The sequence below is a fragment of the Pseudomonas sp. GW821-FHT07G10 genome, from assembly GCF_059418545.1.
In genome coordinates, this window is sequence record NZ_JBWKQB010000017.1 from 18,407 (window position 1) to 34,073 (window position 15,667).

At 59.3% G+C, this 15,667-nt stretch carries 13 protein-coding genes; 5 read left to right on the forward strand and 8 right to left on the reverse strand.

What is annotated here, in order from left to right:
* Window positions 1-8: 8 nt before the first annotated feature.
* The 5 genes from kdpB to AC07O1_RS18605 form a co-directional block, all read right to left on the reverse strand.
* A complete protein-coding gene (kdpB, locus tag AC07O1_RS18585; RefSeq protein ID WP_494991200.1) occupies window positions 9-2,087 on the reverse strand; it encodes a potassium-transporting ATPase subunit KdpB in 2,079 nt (692 codons plus the stop codon).
* Between the two features lie 10 nt (window positions 2,088-2,097).
* Complete coding sequence (kdpA, locus tag AC07O1_RS18590; RefSeq protein WP_495089673.1) at window positions 2,098-3,870, reverse strand: potassium-transporting ATPase subunit KdpA; 1,773 nt, start codon at window positions 3,868-3,870, stop codon at window positions 2,098-2,100.
* The gene (kdpF, locus tag AC07O1_RS18595) at window positions 3,867-3,959 is read right to left on the reverse strand and encodes a K(+)-transporting ATPase subunit F (protein WP_495089674.1); all 93 of its coding nucleotides are present in this window, start codon (window positions 3,957-3,959) and stop codon (window positions 3,867-3,869) included. Before kdpF ends, kdpA begins: the two co-directional genes overlap by 4 nt.
* Before the next feature lie 455 nt (window positions 3,960-4,414).
* Window positions 4,415-4,792, reverse strand: coding sequence for a cupin domain-containing protein (locus AC07O1_RS18600; protein ID WP_495089675.1), 378 nt, complete (start codon window positions 4,790-4,792; stop codon window positions 4,415-4,417).
* Between the two features lie 29 nt (window positions 4,793-4,821).
* Entirely contained in the window at window positions 4,822-6,858 is a 2,037-nt protein-coding gene (locus AC07O1_RS18605; RefSeq protein WP_495089676.1) for an oxidoreductase, read from the reverse strand.
* Window positions 6,859-6,994: 136 nt separating this feature from the next.
* Between AC07O1_RS18605 and AC07O1_RS18610 the strand changes: the two genes are divergently transcribed.
* The 5 genes from AC07O1_RS18610 (at window position 6,995) to AC07O1_RS18630 (ending at window position 11,680) form a co-directional block, all read left to right on the forward strand.
* The gene (locus AC07O1_RS18610) at window positions 6,995-7,648 is read left to right on the forward strand and encodes a TetR/AcrR family transcriptional regulator (protein WP_495089677.1); all 654 of its coding nucleotides are present in this window, start codon (window positions 6,995-6,997) and stop codon (window positions 7,646-7,648) included.
* A 36-nt stretch (window positions 7,649-7,684) separates the two neighbouring features.
* Window positions 7,685-8,524, forward strand: a complete 840-nt coding sequence (locus AC07O1_RS18615; protein WP_495089678.1) for a pyrroline-5-carboxylate reductase family protein — start codon at window positions 7,685-7,687, stop codon at window positions 8,522-8,524.
* Between the two features lie 128 nt (window positions 8,525-8,652).
* Window positions 8,653-9,567 carry an ABC transporter substrate-binding protein gene (locus AC07O1_RS18620; protein WP_494991207.1) on the forward strand — a complete coding sequence of 305 codons (915 nt, stop codon included), beginning with the start codon at window positions 8,653-8,655 and terminating at the stop codon, window positions 9,565-9,567.
* A 174-nt stretch (window positions 9,568-9,741) separates the two neighbouring features.
* Window positions 9,742-10,581 carry an ABC transporter permease gene (locus AC07O1_RS18625; RefSeq protein WP_495089679.1) on the forward strand — a complete coding sequence of 280 codons (840 nt, stop codon included), beginning with the start codon at window positions 9,742-9,744 and terminating at the stop codon, window positions 10,579-10,581.
* Window positions 10,571-11,680 (forward strand): quaternary amine ABC transporter ATP-binding protein, encoded by a 1,110-nt coding sequence (locus AC07O1_RS18630; RefSeq protein ID WP_495089680.1) that lies wholly within the window; start codon window positions 10,571-10,573, stop codon window positions 11,678-11,680. The genes AC07O1_RS18625 and AC07O1_RS18630 overlap by 11 nt, the downstream gene beginning before the upstream one ends.
* A gap of 212 nt (window positions 11,681-11,892) precedes the next feature.
* On the opposite strand, the gene AC07O1_RS18635 is transcribed toward AC07O1_RS18630, so the two are convergent.
* Genes AC07O1_RS18635 through AC07O1_RS18645 form a run of 3 tightly spaced genes read right to left on the reverse strand, consistent with a single transcriptional unit; the run spans window position 11,893 to window position 15,636 of the window.
* Window positions 11,893-13,011 carry an ABC transporter ATP-binding protein gene (locus AC07O1_RS18635; protein WP_495089681.1) on the reverse strand — a complete coding sequence of 373 codons (1,119 nt, stop codon included), beginning with the start codon at window positions 13,009-13,011 and terminating at the stop codon, window positions 11,893-11,895.
* Window positions 13,008-14,615, reverse strand: a complete 1,608-nt coding sequence (locus AC07O1_RS18640; protein ID WP_495089682.1) for an ABC transporter permease — start codon at window positions 14,613-14,615, stop codon at window positions 13,008-13,010. Before AC07O1_RS18640 ends, AC07O1_RS18635 begins: the two co-directional genes overlap by 4 nt.
* Window positions 14,616-14,619: 4 nt before the next feature.
* Window positions 14,620-15,636, reverse strand: coding sequence for an iron ABC transporter substrate-binding protein (locus AC07O1_RS18645; protein ID WP_495089683.1), 1,017 nt, complete (start codon window positions 15,634-15,636; stop codon window positions 14,620-14,622).
* Between the last annotated feature and the right edge of the window lie 31 nt (window positions 15,637-15,667).

The following is a 15,667-nucleotide window of genomic DNA, read 5'->3' on the forward strand; positions in this document are numbered from 1 at the left end:
GCGCTCCTTCAAGTCAGACCGACAACCGACAAGGTCATGTCGATCAGTTTTATACCAATGAACGGCACGATCACGCCGCCCAGACCGTAGATCAACAGGTTCCGGCGCAGCAGCAACGCTGCTCCGACCGGGCGGTACTTGACGCCTTTCAACGCCAGCGGGATCAGGAAGACAATGATCAGTGCATTGAAGATCACCGCGGACAAGACCGCCGAGTTCGGGCTTGCGAGCCCCATGATGTTGAGTGCGGAGAGCTGCGGATAGGTGCTGACGAAAGCGGCCGGGACGATCGCGAAGTATTTCGCGATGTCGTTGGCGATCGAGAAGGTGGTCAATGAGCCTCGGGTCATCAGCATCTGCTTGCCTGTTTCCACCACCTCGATCAACTTGGTCGGGTTGCTATCGAGGTCGACCATGTTGCCGGCCTCTTTGGCAGCCTGGGTACCCGAGTTCATGGCCACCGCAACGTCGGCCTGAGCCAGGGCCGGTGCATCGTTGGTGCCGTCGCCCGTCATCGCGACCAGTCGACCTTCGCTTTGGTGACTGCGGATCAACCGCAGTTTGTCCTCGGGCGTCGCTTCGGCCAGGAAGTCATCGACCCCCGCTTCGGCAGCGATTGCCGCTGCGGTGAGCCGATTGTCACCGGTTACCATCACGGTCTTGATACCCATGCGGCGCAGTTCGGCAAAGCGTTCCTTGATTCCGCCCTTGATGATGTCTTTGAGTTCTATGACACCGAGAACCTTGAGCCCGTCTGTCACCACCAGCGGCGTGCTGCCACGGCGGGCAACGTCGTCGACGATGGCTTGCACTTTCTCCGGAAAGTTGCCGCCCAGGGCGTCAACATGTTTATGGATCGCTTCGGCCGCGCCCTTTCGTATCTGCCGGTTGCCCATGTCGACGCCGCTCATACGTGTCTGCGCCGAGAAGTGAACAAAATGCGCGCCGAGCGTGTGGATGTCGCGCTCACGCAGGTTGAACCGCTGTTTTGCCAGTACCACGATGCTGCGGCCTTCGGGGGTTTCATCGGCAAGCGAGGCGAGTTGCGCCACGTCGGCCAGTTCCGATTCCTTGACTCCCGGTGCCGGCAGAAAGGCTGATGCCTGGCGATTGCCGAGGGTGATGGTGCCGGTCTTGTCGAGCAGCAACACGTCGACGTCACCAGCGGCCTCCACCGCCCGCCCCGAGGTGGCAATCACGTTGGCTTCCATCATGCGGCTCATGCCGGCTACACCCACCGCCGACAACAGGCCGGCAATGGTCGTGGGAATCAGGCAGACGAGCAGGGCGACCAGTACGGTGATCGAGATGGGCGACCCGGACTTCGCCACTTCGACGCCATACAGCGAATACGGCAGCAGGGTGACGGTGACGCCGAGAAACACGATGGTCAGGGCCACCAGCAAGATCGATAACGCGATTTCGTTTGGAGTCTTCTGCCGCTTGGCGTTCTCGACCATCGCGATCATGCGGTCGACGAAGGTTTCACCGGGGTTCGTCGTGACGCGAATGACGATCCAGTCGGAGAGCACCCGTGTCCCGCCGGTCACCGCGGAAAAATCGCCGCCAGCCTCCCGGATCACCGGCGCTGACTCGCCGGTGATGGCTGACTCGTCCACCGACGCTGCGCCCTCGATCACATCGCCATCGGCGGGAATCAGAGAACCTCCGAGATCGCCTGCTTCGACCACCACCACATCACCCTTGCAGAGATCGCTGGACTGAGCCAGTTGCCACTCTGAGCCATAGTGGGGTTCGCGCAGCTTCTTGGCCCAGATCTCCTTTTTGAGGTCGCGCAGAGAAGCCGCCTGAGCCTTGCTGCGACCTTCCGCGAGGGCCTCGGCAAAATTGGCGAACAGCACGGTGAACCACAGCCACAAGGTCACGGCGACGATAAAGCCGCTGCTTGCCTCGCCCTTGCCGCCCAGAGCCTGGATCCACAAACCGGTGGTGAGGATCGCGCCGACATAGACGACGAACATCACCGGGTTGCGCCACTGCACCCTGGGGCTGAGTTTGCGAAACGACTCGACAATGGCGGGTCTGGCCAGGGTTGGATCGAATAAGGTGAATGATTTTCGTGTCATTTTCCTGGACTCACTTGAACAGCACCAGATGTTCGACGACCGGTCCCAGCGCCAGCGCCGGCACGTAGTTCAGCAGGCCGACCAGCAGCACGGTGCCGATTAACAGAACGATGAACAGCATCCCGTGCGTGGGCATCGTGCCTGCCGTCACGGCCAGTCGCTTCTTGGCCGCAAGACTGCCGGCAATTGCCAGTACCGGTACGATGACGCCGAAGCGACCAAACCAGCTCGCGATAGCGAGCATCGTGTTGTAGAACGGTGTATTGGCTGACAGACCGGCGAAAGCGCTGCCGTTATTGTTGGCGGCCGAGGTAAAGGCATAAAGGATTTCGGAGAATCCATGGGCTGCGGGGTTGGCGACGCCGATCCGTCCCGCATCGGCCATTACCGCAATCGCCGTCCCGAAGAGCACCAGCAGTGGTGTCACGAGGATCGCGATGGACACCATCTTCATCTCGTAAGCCTCAATCTTCTTGCCGAGATACTCGGGTGTACGGCCGATCATCAGGCCGGCGATGAAAACCGCGAGAATGGCAAACACCAACATGCCATACAGGCCTGAGCCGACACCGCCGAATACCACTTCGCCCAGCTGCATCAACACCAGCGGAACGGCACCGCCTAGCGGCGTGAACGAGTCGTGCATGCCATTCACCGCCCCGCATGACGCCGAGGTGGTGACGGCGGCGAACAGGCTCGACGCCGGGATGCCAAACCGCACCTCCTTGCCTTCCATGTTGCCCGCGGCAGCGTCGACGCCCAGCGCCGAGAGCTGCGGATTGCCGAGCTGTTCGTAATGGGTGACCGCCACGACAGCGACGACAAAAATGATCGTCATCGCCGCCAATACCGCCCAACCCTGGCGTTGATCACCCACAACGCGGCCGAACACGAAACACAGCGCAGTGGGGATCAGGAAGATGGCGATCAACTGGAAGAAGTTCGCCAGCGCGGTCGGGTTCTCGTAGGGATGCGCCGAGTTGGCGTTGAAGAAACCGCCACCGTTGGTACCGAGCATTTTGATCGCTTCCTGTGACGCCACAGGTCCCATCGCCAGCGTTTGCGTGTTGCTCGTATGGTCCTGCAGGACCGGGTTGCCTTGTGCATCCTTGATTGGCTGACCGGCCGCATCGAGCTGGGGTGATTGGTACTGCGTCACCTCCAGCGTCGTCACGTCCTTGTAGGGATCGAAATTCTGGATCACGCCCTGGCTGACGAAGAACAACCCGAATACCAGCGACAGCGGCAGCAACACCCACAACGTGACGCGAGTGAGGTCGGTCCAGATATTGCCGATGCTGGTTGCGCTGTGGCGCGCGAAGCCGCGGATCAGCGCCATCACCACCACCAGACCGGTGGCCGCCGATAGAAAATTCTGCACCGTCAGCGCGAGCATCTGGGTCAGGTAACTCATCGTCGACTCGCCGCTATAGCCCTGCCAGTCAGTATTGGTGACGAAGCTGGCTGCGGTGTTGAACGACGAGTCGGGGCTGATGGTGCCAAAACCCTGCGGATTGAGTGGAAGAAAACCCTGCAACCGTTGCAGTGCATAGACTGCCAGCAACCCTGAAATGTTGAATATCAGCAGCGCGAGCATGTACTGAAGCCAACCCATCTCGACGTCAGCCTTGACACCCGCGAGGCGATACAACGGTGCCTCGATACGTGAGCCGAGGGTAAATCGGCCCTCCATCACCGTGGCGATCCATCTCGCGAGCGGCCATGCCAATGCAACCAGCACCAAGAGATAGACGCCAAGCAGAGTCCAGGCCTGGATCGTCATAAGAAGTCCTCCGGAAACAGCAGTGCGGCGATGAGGTAGACGAGCAGCCCGAGCGCCAGCAAGCCGCCGAGAAGGTAGAAGCCGTTCATGAACGCCTCCTGTTCAGCGCGGCACAACCGTAGGCCATGCCGACTATGGTGACGAAGCACAACGCACCGAGCCCTAGAAAGACGAAGTCCATCGCGATCCCTCCTGTGATGCTGTCTGGTGGCCTGTGTGGTTAGTTCTGTTAGTCAACTTCGGCGCGACAAGCCCCTATCCTGCGTTGCTGTTCCTCGCCATAGCGGGCTATGACTCGTCACAGCGCCTTGGCCAGGGACTTCCGGCATCCGAATTTGAACTAACGAACTAACCGTACTGGCCTCTAGGCTAGTTTTTCAGGTATCAAGATGCTGAAAATATTCAGGGGGGCGAGATAAAGATTTCGAAAAGATGGAGCAGGCAACGCTGCGTTTTCGTGGCAGGGGGAAAGTGACGTCGCGACGAGAGTCCGAGATGGATGACATCACCAGGTGATATCCGCAAACGATCCTTTGCGCATCGGTCAGCGGCGGGTATAGATCACCAGCAGGATGGCTCCTTGTACGGAGCCCGCGCTGTGAGCCGCATCGGGTGCCCGGCAACAGTAGTCCCCGACGTTCAGCGTTCGGTCCTGATCAAAGAATGAGCCTTGCAGTACGAACAGTTGCTCCAGCTCGCCTGTATGGGTATGGCTGGCGACATGGGCGCCTGGGTCGACTTTCATCAAGAGGGTTTTTTCACCGCGCCCGGTGTCTTCGAACAGCGGTTTGATCCAGAAACCTTCAGCCCGGGTCGGCAGCCAGTCATCTGCCGAAGACGAGTGATAGCGAGAGCCTTCGACCGGTCCCTGAATGCCGTTTTTCCCGGCAATTCTCCAGGATGGAGTTTCATCTTTTTGCATGGCGTTCTCCACCCTGGCAATGGGATCGTTTACAAGTCCTTGACCAGTCTCAAGGCATCGTAGATAGCGGCGTGGGTGTTACGCGCAGCCACCGCATCGCCAATGCGAAACAGCTGAAATACACCGTCCGGGTTGGTCACGACATTTTGCGGGTTGCCGACGATCAGGTCCTGATGCTCAACCACGCCGCCATTGCTGGAGGCGGCTTTCAATTCGAAATACAGCTCGTCCAGCGGTCGGGTGCCGTGGTTGACCACCACCTGATCGACGCGTCGGGTCTTGCGCGCGTTGCCATAGTCACTGTCGATGGTCGCCAGTAGATCCTGCCCCTCGCGTTCAACGGCGAGCAGGCGGAAGGTGACGGTGAAGGTTGTATCCAGTGCTTGCAGCGAGCGCATATAGGGCACCAGGTTCATCGCCATGACTTCCGGTGCAAAGGTGCGGTCCGGCGTCATGATTTCGACTTTTGCGCCGCTTTTGGCGATGAACTCAGCAGCTTGCAGGCCCGCGTGATCGCCCGCGTCGTCGAACAGCAGGACATTGCGCCCGGGTTTCACATCCCCGGAAATGATGTCCCAGGCCGAGACCACCAGTTCATTTCCAACAGAGAGGATCTCGGTATGGGGCAGGCCGCCGGTGGCGATGATCACCACGTCCGGTTTTTCGTCGAGGACGGTACTGGCCTGCGCCCAGGTATTGAAATGAAAGGTGACGCCCCGAGCCATGCACTGGGCCATGCGCCAGTCGACGATGCTGATCATTTCCCGCCGTCGTTGTGATTGCGCGGTGAGACGAACCTGCCCGCCCGCCTGATTGGCGGCTTCGAACACCACCACCTCATGCCCGCGTTCGGCAGCCACTCGCGCAGCTTCCAGCCCGGCAACACCGGCACCGACAATCACGATCTTGCGTTTGTTGCCGGCCTTGGGAATGTCATGGGGCATGCTGGTTTCACGGCCTGTGGCCGGGTTGTGGATGCAGTAGGCGGCACCGCCCTGGTAGATCCGGTCCAGGCAATAGTTGGCGCCGACGCAGGGGCGAATATCCTCTTCGCGGCCCTCGATGATCTTGCGCACGAGATGCGGGTCGGTCATGTGCGCACGGGTCATGCCGACCATGTCAATCTTGCCTGAGGCGATGGCATGGCGGGCGGTGGCCACGTCCGGGATCTTCGCCGCGTGAAAGGTGGGGAAGTCGGTGGCGGCGCGAATCTCCCCTGCAAAATCCAGGTGCGGTGAGTTGCGCATGCCCTGGATAGGAATCACGTCGGTCAGGCCGGCGTCGGTGTCGATATGTCCGCGAATGACGTTGAGAAAATCCACCATGCCGCTGTCTTTCAGACGTCGGGAGATGTCCAGGCCATCGGTCTGGGTCAGCCCGCCGGGCATTTGCTCGTCACCGGTATAGCGCACGCCGACGATAAACTCATTGCCGACGCGCTTGCGGATGGCGCTGAGGATATCGAAGGTAAAACGCAGCCGGTTATCGATAGAGCCACCATAGGGTGCATCGAGGTCGTTGGTCAGCGGCGACCAGAATTGATCCATCAGGTGCCCGTAGGCCTGCAACTCGATACCGTCCAGGCCCGCTGCCTTCATTCGTTCCGCGGCGTCGGCGTAGTCCTTGATGATGCGCTCCACATCCCAGTCTTCCATCTTCTTCGGGAAGGAGCGATGGGACGCCTCGCGCTCGAACGACGGCGACACCACGGGCAGCCAATCACCCTTGTCCCAGCGCGTGCGGCGGCCCAGATGGGTCAACTGGATCATGACCGCTGCGCCATGTTCGTGGCAGGCGTCGGTCAGGTCTCTCATCCAGCCGACAACCTCATCCTTGTAGGCCAGGATGTTGTTGAACACCGGCGGGCTGTCACGGGAAACCGCGGCAGAGCCGGCGGTCATGGTCAAGGCCACACCGGCCTTTGCCCGTTCCACGTGGTAGGCGCGGTAGAGGTCCTTGGGCATGCCGTCTACGGGATAGGCCGGTTCGTGGGCGGTGGTCATGATTCGGTTTCTGAGAGTCAGGTGCTTCAACTGATAGGGCTGGAGGAGCGGATCATTCAGCATCGTCAAGACTCTCCGGAAGAGGGCATCGGGTCAGGGTTGAAATTACGTTAGGGTGAAATGTACACCTGTGTCAACATGCTGGACATAGGTGTACATTTTGCTTGCGTGGCTTTTGGCAAGCGGCTAGGATCGAGTCATGAATGAACATACCAAAGCAGTAGAAACAGGCTGGCGAGGGTCGCTGGAAGGCTGGCTCGACGCAGCCTATGAAAGCCTGACCGAGTGCGGTGTCGACACGGTGCGGGTGATGCCGCTGGCCAAGAAACTGGGGCTGTCGAGAACCAGTTTCTACTGGTTTTTCAAGGATCGCGAAGAGCTGCTCGCGGCATTGATCGAGCGTTGGCGGGTGAAGAACACCGGCAATCTGATCGCCCAGACCGAGTGTTATGCCGAGAGCATTGCCGAGGCGATGCTTAACGTTTTCGACTGCTGGCTGAACCCGGAACTGTTCGATTCACAGTTCGAATTTGCCATGCGCAGCTGGGCCTTGCAGTCCGCCGAAGTGGCCGAACATATCCGGGTGGCCGACATTGCCAGGCGCGAAGCACTGATCCGGATGTTCGTGCGCTTCGGCTACGCATTCGACGCCGCCGATGTGCGGGCTCGAACGATTTACCTGACGCAGATTGGCTATATCAGCACCAACACCCGAGAGGATATCGGGGAAAGAATGCGGCGGATTCCCGAGTACGTGAAGATATTCACCGGCCAGGAGCCTCTGGCTCGCGAGTTGAAACGTTTCTATTTCCGTCATGGCTATGAGGCGGATGACGTTCCATCGGCTACCTGACTGACCGCGACTTCTGATTAACGAAGGCAGGTTCAAATGTTCAACGAACCCACGATAGGCATTATCGGTGGATCGGGATGGCTTGGCCGCTCGATAGCCCTGGCGATGCTCGACAAGGCCTTTATCCGGCCCGGCTCGCTGGTGCTTTCGAACCGCTCTGCAAGCAACCCGTTAGCGAGTGAAAAGTGGCCGCAAGTGACCGTGACGCGCAACAACCAGGAGCTGGTGGAGCGTTGTGATGTGGTCATTGTGGCGGTACGCCCGGAACAATTTGCCGACGTGGAGATTTTCGCTGAAAACAGGCTGGTGATTTCTTTGATGGCCGGCGTGAGCCTTCGCAACGTGGCGGCCTATACGGCAAGTCGACAGGTCATTCGTGCGATGCCCAATGCCGCAGCAGAAATCGGCAAGTCCTATACGCCCTGGTTGGCAGCGATGGGTGTCACTGACGAGCAGAAAGCCTTTACCCAGAGGCTGTTCGAAACCTTCGGTAGTGCCGATGAAGTCTTCACCGAAAACCATTTGAACTACCTGACGGCGCTGGTGGGAACGGGGCCTGCTTACCCGGCGCTGTTGGCGCGCAGCCTGCTCGAGCATGCCTTGAACAGTGGCTTGCCCCCGGCGATTGCCCAGCGTGCGGTGCACGCTGTGGTGGTGGATGCCAGCCAGTTGATCGGGAATGGACACTCCCCCGACGAGCTCTTGCAGACGCTCATCAACTACCGGGGTGTTACGGCGGCAGGCCTCGAAGCCATGATCGCCGGCGGCTTCGATAAAACAATAAAAGCAGGTCTGGATTCGGCGACCTCAGTCGCCTGTTCCATGAGTCCATTTGCCCATTCTGCTGACATGAAAGAAGGTTCAATGATGCGGTAGTTGACCCTTCTTAACTTTGGCCGCAATCGAGGGTAGCGTTTATGAATATAAAGTCTTTCTCGAAGACGGGAGTTGCATTGGGGATCGTTGCATTCAGTGGTTGGGCCTCAGCGTCTGAATGTGGCGATGTGACTATCGCCAACATGAACTGGCAATCGGCTGAAGTGATGGCCAACGTCGACAAGCTGATCCTCAACGCAGGCTACGGTTGTAATGCCGATCTGGTGACCGGGGATACCGTTCCAACCATCACCTCCATGGTCGAAAAGGGCCGGCCCGATATTGCCCCGGAAGGCTGGATCGACCTGGTTCCGGAGGTCGCCAGGACGGGTGTTCAAAGCGGTAACCTCATTCAGGCGGCGCGTTCATTGTCCGATGGTGGCTCGCAAGGCTGGTGGATTCCGAAATACGTTGCCGACGCCCATCCGGACATCAAGAGCTTCGATGATGTGAAGAAGCACCCCGAGCTGTTCCCTGCGCCTGACGATGCGAAAAAAGGTGCGATCTACAACGGTCCTCAAGGCTGGGGCGGCACGGTGGTGACCAGCCAGTTCTACAAGGCTTACGGGTTCGAGAAAGCCGGCTTTGTTCTGGTGGATACCGGCTCGGCCGCGGCGCTTGATGGTTCCATCGCCAAAGCCTATGAGCGCAAGGCGCCCTGGCTGGGTTTCTACTGGGCACCCACCGCCTTGTTGGGCAAGTATCCGATGGTGAAGCTGGAAAATGGCATCCCCACCGACCCGGTGGAATGGAAGCGTTGCAATACGGTCGCCGACTGTCCTGATCCCAAGCCTAACGGCTGGCCGATCGACCGGGTCTTTACCTTGACCACCAAGTCCTTTGCCGCTCGCTCGCCAACCGTCATGGCGTACCTGAACAAGCGCGCCTGGTCCAATGAGACGGTGAACCGCCTGATCGCCTGGATGACCGATAACCAGGCCACCGGAGAGGAAGGGGCCAAGTACTTCCTCAAAAACAACGAAGCACTCTGGAGCCAGTGGGTCACCCCTGAAGCGACTGGCAAGATCAAGGCTGCGCTTTAATCTCTCGGATCAATGCAGCCGTTGCGATGCGCTGCATTGATCCTGGCGCAGATAAAAATAAAAACACCCATGTATTGAAATGACTGCCAGTGTTCTTACGGTCTTCTACAAAAGGGGAATGTTATGGAGTGGCTATCAAGCTTTCCACATATGGAGGACGAAAGACTTAGGGCTTTGAAAAAGGCTATTGACGGTGCCTTTCGACACTTCACCAGCACCTATGGCAATGGCTTCGAAGCGTTCTTCGAGCCGTTGCAATATTTCCTCAATCAGTCCGAGCGGTTCATGACCACGACGCCATGGCCGATCATCATTCTGCTCGTCACCTTGATTGCCTGGTTTGCCAGCCGCAGCTGGAAGATTGTTTTGGGTTGTGTGTTGACGCTGATGGCGATCGGTTATCTGGACATGTGGACCGACACGATGAAGACCCTGTCGATGATCTTCGTCTGTACCGTGATATCCATCGTCATCGGCTTGCCGACCGGAATTGCCATGGCCCGCTCCAATCGCCTGCAGAACCTGATCAGCCCGGTGCTGGATGTGATGCAGACCCTGCCGAGTTTTGTCTACCTGATCCCGGTGGTGATGCTATTGGGGATCGGCAAGGTCGCGGGGCTGATTGCGGTGGTGGTCTACGCCTTGCCGCCGATGATCCGGCTGACCAATCTCGGTATCCGCCACGTCGATGCCGAAATGCTCGAAGCCGCCGATGCCTTTGGTTCCTCCGGCTGGCAGAAACTGAAAAACGTCCAGTTGCCGCTGGCGCTGCCGTCAATCATGGCCGGGATTAACCAGACCATCATGATGGCGCTGGCCATGGTGGTGATCGCCTCGATGATTGGTGTTCAAGGGCTGGGGCAGCCAGTGCTCAAGGCCATTTCCAACCAGTACTTCACCTTGGGCATGTTCAACGGCCTGGCCATCGTCGGTATCGCGGTGATCTTCGATCGGGTCAGCCAGGCCTATGGCAGAAGACTGCAAAAGCATCTGGAGATGGTTCATGGTCACTAATCTGTCCAACGATTTCGGCATCGAAATCAAGCATCTCTACAAGATCTTCGGTTACCAGGCTCAAGCCAGTATCGAGCGGGTCAAAAACGGCATCAGCAAGGCCGAGCTGCTGTGCAATCACAGTCATGTACTGGGTTTGAAGGACATCAACATCAGCATGCCGTCCGGGGGCATCCAGGTCATCATGGGCCTTTCCGGTTCGGGAAAATCGACCTTGATACGCCATATCAACCGATTGATCGAACCCACCGCCGGCGAAGTCATCGTCGGTGGCGTGGACGTGCTGAAGATGAGCCAGCACGATCTGCGAGAATTCCGCCGACATAAAATCTCCATGGTGTTTCAGAAGTTCGCGCTGCTGCCCAACCGGACCGTGCTCGACAATGCGGTGTATGGGCTGGAGATCCGGGGACTGCCGCGTGGCAGGCAAGTGGACGTGGCCATGGGCTGGCTTGCGCGGGTAGGGCTCAAGGGCTTCGAGAATCATTATCCGAACCAGCTCTCCGGCGGTATGCAGCAGCGGGTCGGTTTGGCCCGGGCACTGGCCAGCGACGCGCCGATATTGTTGATGGACGAGGCGTTCTCGGCACTCGATCCGCTGATCCGTATGGATATGCAGTCGGTGCTCCTGGATCTGCAAAAAGAGATCAAGAAAACCATCGTTTTCATCACCCACGATCTCGATGAAGCACTGCGTATCGGTGATCGAATAGCCATCCTGCGTGACGGTGAAGTCGTGCAACAAGGCACCCGACAGGACATCGTCATGAACCCCGCCGACGATTACATTGCCAACTTCGTCAAGGAAGTGAACCGGGGGCGGGTGATCAGTGTCGAGGCGATCATGCGGCCGTTTGTTCGGGTGAAGGCCGGAGCGACGTTGGCGCTGCCAATGGGGACGTCACTCGAGTCGGCGGTCAAACGACTGGTCGAAGCGGGGCTCGATGAGTTGGTGGTCACCAACAGTCAGGGCCAGCCGGTGGGGCAGCTGGCGCTGAAGTCCATTATTGCGACGATGGTCACCTCGACGGTGAGCGAGGCGTCGCAAGCGGATCAGGTTAAAACACCAGAGCGGCAGGTGCTTCCGGATTGCAACTGAGACCGGTACCTGTGTAAGCGTCCGGCAAAGTCATCCAGTTGTTGGCGCAGAGCCAAGACATGGCGTCTACCTGAATTCAGTGGACGCCATTTCTAGAGCCTCCAAGCGGATCTCTTATGCAGCGACAACGTCGTCCAAGGGTTTCCAGGAGCGGCGGGTTATACGGCCACTACCGTTGCTCCAGGAATGAAATGACTCGGCGTTCAACTCACTCAACAAGGCTGAGGCGTCGTCTGCGCGTTGCTGGGGATGGTCGGGGTGGTCATGACGTGAGCATGCCCCTCTGCGTAGATGTGAACCGTGCTTCCCAGCGCAGGAGCATGGATGCCAGAGCTGCGCACCGTTAACGTCCGGCTCGATGGCTGCCCACCGGCGGATGGAGATGGCACCTTCAGTTCCACCGTCAATGTGCAGGTATTGCCGCCAAAATCGAGCTCGGTAACGACCCCCCAACACCCCTCTGACTGCTCCTGGCCAGAGACCTGGCTGGATATCTGGAGCTGTTCGGGCCGCAACATGATCTGCGCCGCGCCATATTGCGAGCTATCGCTGACGTGGATACGTCCCAGATCGCATTTGGCCCAACCCTCTTGGATCCAGGCAGGCATCACCACCGCGTCGCCCAGGAAAAGTGCGGTTTCCTCGTCACGGGGGCGCAGGTAAAGGTCCATGGGCGGACCGGCCTGAACCAGTCTGCCTTGGCGCATGACAGCCAACTGGTCAGCAAAGGACAACGCTTCGGCCTGGTCGTGAGTCACCAGAATAGTGGTGACACCGGCATCCGCCAGGAGTCGCGCCACCGTCTTGCGCATGGAGGCACGCAGACCGGTGTCCAGTGCGGAAAATGGTTCGTCCAGCAGCATCAGTCGAGGCCGTTGCGCCAGGGCGCGAGCCAGGGCTACCCGTTGTTGCTGACCACCCGACAGCTCGTGAGGCCAGCGCTGGCCCATGCGCGGGTCCAGGGCAACCATGTCCAGCAATTCCGCGACCCGCTCTTGTTTCGAGGCCGTATTGCCTGGGAGCCCGAATCCGATATTGGCGGCAACCGTCATGTGCGGAAAAAGCGCTCCGTCTTGCGGAACATAGCCAATAAGCCGCTGGTGGGCCGGCACCTCGGTGGTACTGTTGACCAACGTCTGGCCATTGAGCGAGATGCTGCCTGAGTCAGGAAACTCAAACCCGGCGATCATCCGCAGCAAGGTGGTTTTCCCCGAGCCGGACGGGCCGACAATGGCCGTGCGGCTGCCTGTCGGTACCGACAGGTTGACGTTCTCCAAGGCCGGCAGGGAACCAAAGGATTTGTAGATCGAAGTCAATTCAAGAGCGTTCATCGGCCTGCCGTGCGTTTGGATTGATGGTAAAGAAGCCCGGTCAACGGAAGCGAAAGAAGGATCATGATCAACGCGTAGGGTGCAGCGGCGGCATAGTCGATCTCACTGGTCATGGCCCAGAAACCGGTGGCCAGCGTGCGGGTACCGTTGGGGGCGAGAAGCAGGGTGGCGGTCAGTTCATTGGTGATCGCCAGGAAGACCAGTGCAGCGCCAGCGGCGGCTCCCGGCGCCGCCAGCCGCATGGTGATAAGCCATAGCGCCTGGCTGGGCGAACGACCGAGACTACGGGCCATGTTTTCCAGTTCCACCGGCGCCTGGGCAATGCCGGCGCGCAAACTGACCAGCGCTCTGGGCAGGAACATCAGCAGATAAGCCAGTAGCACGGTGATCGTTGTCTGGTAAATCGGTCGGGCGAAATTGATCGTGATGGTCACCAGTGCCAACGCCACGACAATGCCCGGCAATGAACTGGTGATGTAGTTGCAGCTTTCCAGCACACGGTGCAGTCGCCCCGGTGAGCGGATGGAGAGCCAGGCGACAGGGATCGCCGCACAGGTAGCAATGATCGCGCCCGCGCCGGCCAGAATCATGGTCTGCTCCAAAGCCGGCAGGATATCGCTCATGCGCCAGACCTCTGCGCCGCCGGCCACCAGCCATCTGGCCAGGGTGATCAACGGTACGCCGAGTGCCAGCGCACTGGTCACTATCGGCAGCAGCAATGCCATGGTTTTTTCCGTGCGATCGAGCCGCATGATCCGCTGCAGGCGCGCACTCCCGGACCCCACCCGTGCATAACGGGCCTTGCCGCGCGTTGCCGACTCAAAGGTCAACATGGCCAGGCAGCACAACGCGAGCACACCGGCCAGCATGTTGGCCGCAGGTCCGTTGAACGTGGACTTGAACTGGTCAAAGATCGCCGTGGTGAAGGTGTCGAAGCGGATCATTGCGTACAGACCGTATTCGGCCAAAAGATGCAGCCCGACCAACAAGGCGCCACCGCCGATGGCCAGACGCAACTGCGGCAGTACGACCCGGAAGAATACCGCCCAGGGCTTGAGGCCCAGTGATTCGGCGACATCTTCGATGGCCGGATCAAGGCGGCGCAGCGTCGCCGCAACGGGTAGGTAGAGAAAGGGGAAATAGGCAATAACCGAGACTAATACCCCGGCGAACAACCCATGAATCGGCGGGACCAGGCTGACCCATGCATAGCTGTGTACAAACGCCGGCACCGCAATGGGCGCGGTCGCCAACACAGACCACAGGCGCCGGCCTGGCAGGTCGGTGCGCTCGGTCAACCAGGCCAGGGCCACCCCAAGTGCGACGCACAACGGAATCGTAAACACCACCAGCAAAACGGTGTTGATCAGCAGCTCGGCGACCCGGGGCCGGAACACCAGCTCCACGATGGTCGCCCAACCGATCTGAAAGGAAACACCGATCACGAAAGCGAGCGGCAGCAGCGCCAGCAACGAGACCAGTATTGAAATGCCAACGACCCACGCGCCGCCGCTCCGGGAGCGGCGGCGTCGCAGGTGCAGGTGCGCTGGAATCGCCGAATCGGCGACTCCAGCAGGTTCTGAGACGATGACTGGCTCTGACATCAAATTACAGCAGCCCGGCCTGAGTCATCAGCTCGACAGCCCTTTTGCTGTTGAGTTTCGAGGCATCGACGAGTGGGGCGTCGAGTTCTTGCAGCGGCACCAGTTTCGGGTTGGATTGCGCATTCTGGCCAACAGCGTACTCGAACGATTTGCCTGTTTTCAGGATGCCCTGACCGTCTTTGCCGGTAATCCACTTCAGGAAAGCCTGGGCCTCTTCCTTGTGTTTACTGGACGCCAGAACGCCGCCACCGGAGATGCTGACAAAGGCACCCGGATCTTTATGTTTGAAGTAGTGCAGGGAGGTGTTCTTGCTGTTTTCGCCGGTCTTGGACTGGTCGACGAAACTGTAATAGTGGTAGATCACGCCGCTGTCGATCTGACCGGCGTTGACGGCCTTCAGCACTGCGCTGTTACCGCGGTAAACGGTGGCATTGGCTTTCATCGCCTTCAGCCATTCCAGCGTTGCGGCTTCGCCTTTGAGCTCCAGCACAGCGCTGACGATGGCCTGGAAGTCTGCGCCGGCAGGCGATACGGCCCAGCGGCCTTTCCAGCTCGGGGACGCCAGGTCAAGCAAGGACTTTGGCAGATCGGCTTCGGCGAGCTTGCTTTTGTTGTACACAAATACGGTGGAGCGAGCCGCGATGCCGACCCACTTGCCATGGGCCGGACGATAGGCCGAACCCACTTGCTCAAGGGTGGTTGGCGCCACTGGCGCAAACAGCCCGGCATTGTCCACCAACACCATCGCTGGCGAGTTCTCGGTCAGGAACACATCGGCAGGGGAGGCGCTGCCTTCCTGCACAATCTGGTTGCCCATCTCGGTGTCATCGCCGTTGCGCACGGTGACCTTGATCCCGGTCTCACGGGTGAAGCCCTCTACCCAGGACTTGGTCAGGCTTTCGTGCTGAGCGTTGTAGACCACGATGCCGTCGGCGCTTGGAGCTGCATACACATGACCAGCGCTCAGGAGAGCGGTCGCCAGCAGTGCTTTTTTGAGGAAGGAAGGGATACGGACAGTCATTCTGTTAACAGCTCCAGCGGTTTTTCGAAAT

Bases quoted from the DNA above. Each gene is read 5' to 3' on its own strand.
- kdpB (WP_494991200.1), bottom strand. From the start codon at position 2,087: ATGACACGAAAATCATTCACCTTATTCGATCCAACCCTGGCCAGACCC.
- kdpA (WP_495089673.1), bottom strand. From the start codon at position 3,870: ATGACGATCCAGGCCTGGACTCTGCTTGGCGTCTATCTCTTGGTGCTG.
- kdpF (WP_495089674.1), bottom strand. From the start codon at position 3,959: ATGAACGGCTTCTACCTTCTCGGCGGCTTGCTGGCGCTCGGGCTGCTC.
- AC07O1_RS18600 (WP_495089675.1), bottom strand. From the start codon at position 4,792: ATGCAAAAAGATGAAACTCCATCCTGGAGAATTGCCGGGAAAAACGGC.
- AC07O1_RS18605 (WP_495089676.1), bottom strand. From the start codon at position 6,858: ATGCTGAATGATCCGCTCCTCCAGCCCTATCAGTTGAAGCACCTGACT.
- AC07O1_RS18610 (WP_495089677.1), top strand. From the start codon at position 6,995: ATGAATGAACATACCAAAGCAGTAGAAACAGGCTGGCGAGGGTCGCTG.
- AC07O1_RS18615 (WP_495089678.1), top strand. From the start codon at position 7,685: ATGTTCAACGAACCCACGATAGGCATTATCGGTGGATCGGGATGGCTT.
- AC07O1_RS18630 (WP_495089680.1), top strand. From the start codon at position 10,571: ATGGTCACTAATCTGTCCAACGATTTCGGCATCGAAATCAAGCATCTC.
- AC07O1_RS18635 (WP_495089681.1), bottom strand. From the start codon at position 13,011: ATGAACGCTCTTGAATTGACTTCGATCTACAAATCCTTTGGTTCCCTG.
- AC07O1_RS18640 (WP_495089682.1), bottom strand. From the start codon at position 14,615: ATGTCAGAGCCAGTCATCGTCTCAGAACCTGCTGGAGTCGCCGATTCG.
- AC07O1_RS18645 (WP_495089683.1), bottom strand. From the start codon at position 15,636: ATGACTGTCCGTATCCCTTCCTTCCTCAAAAAAGCACTGCTGGCGACC.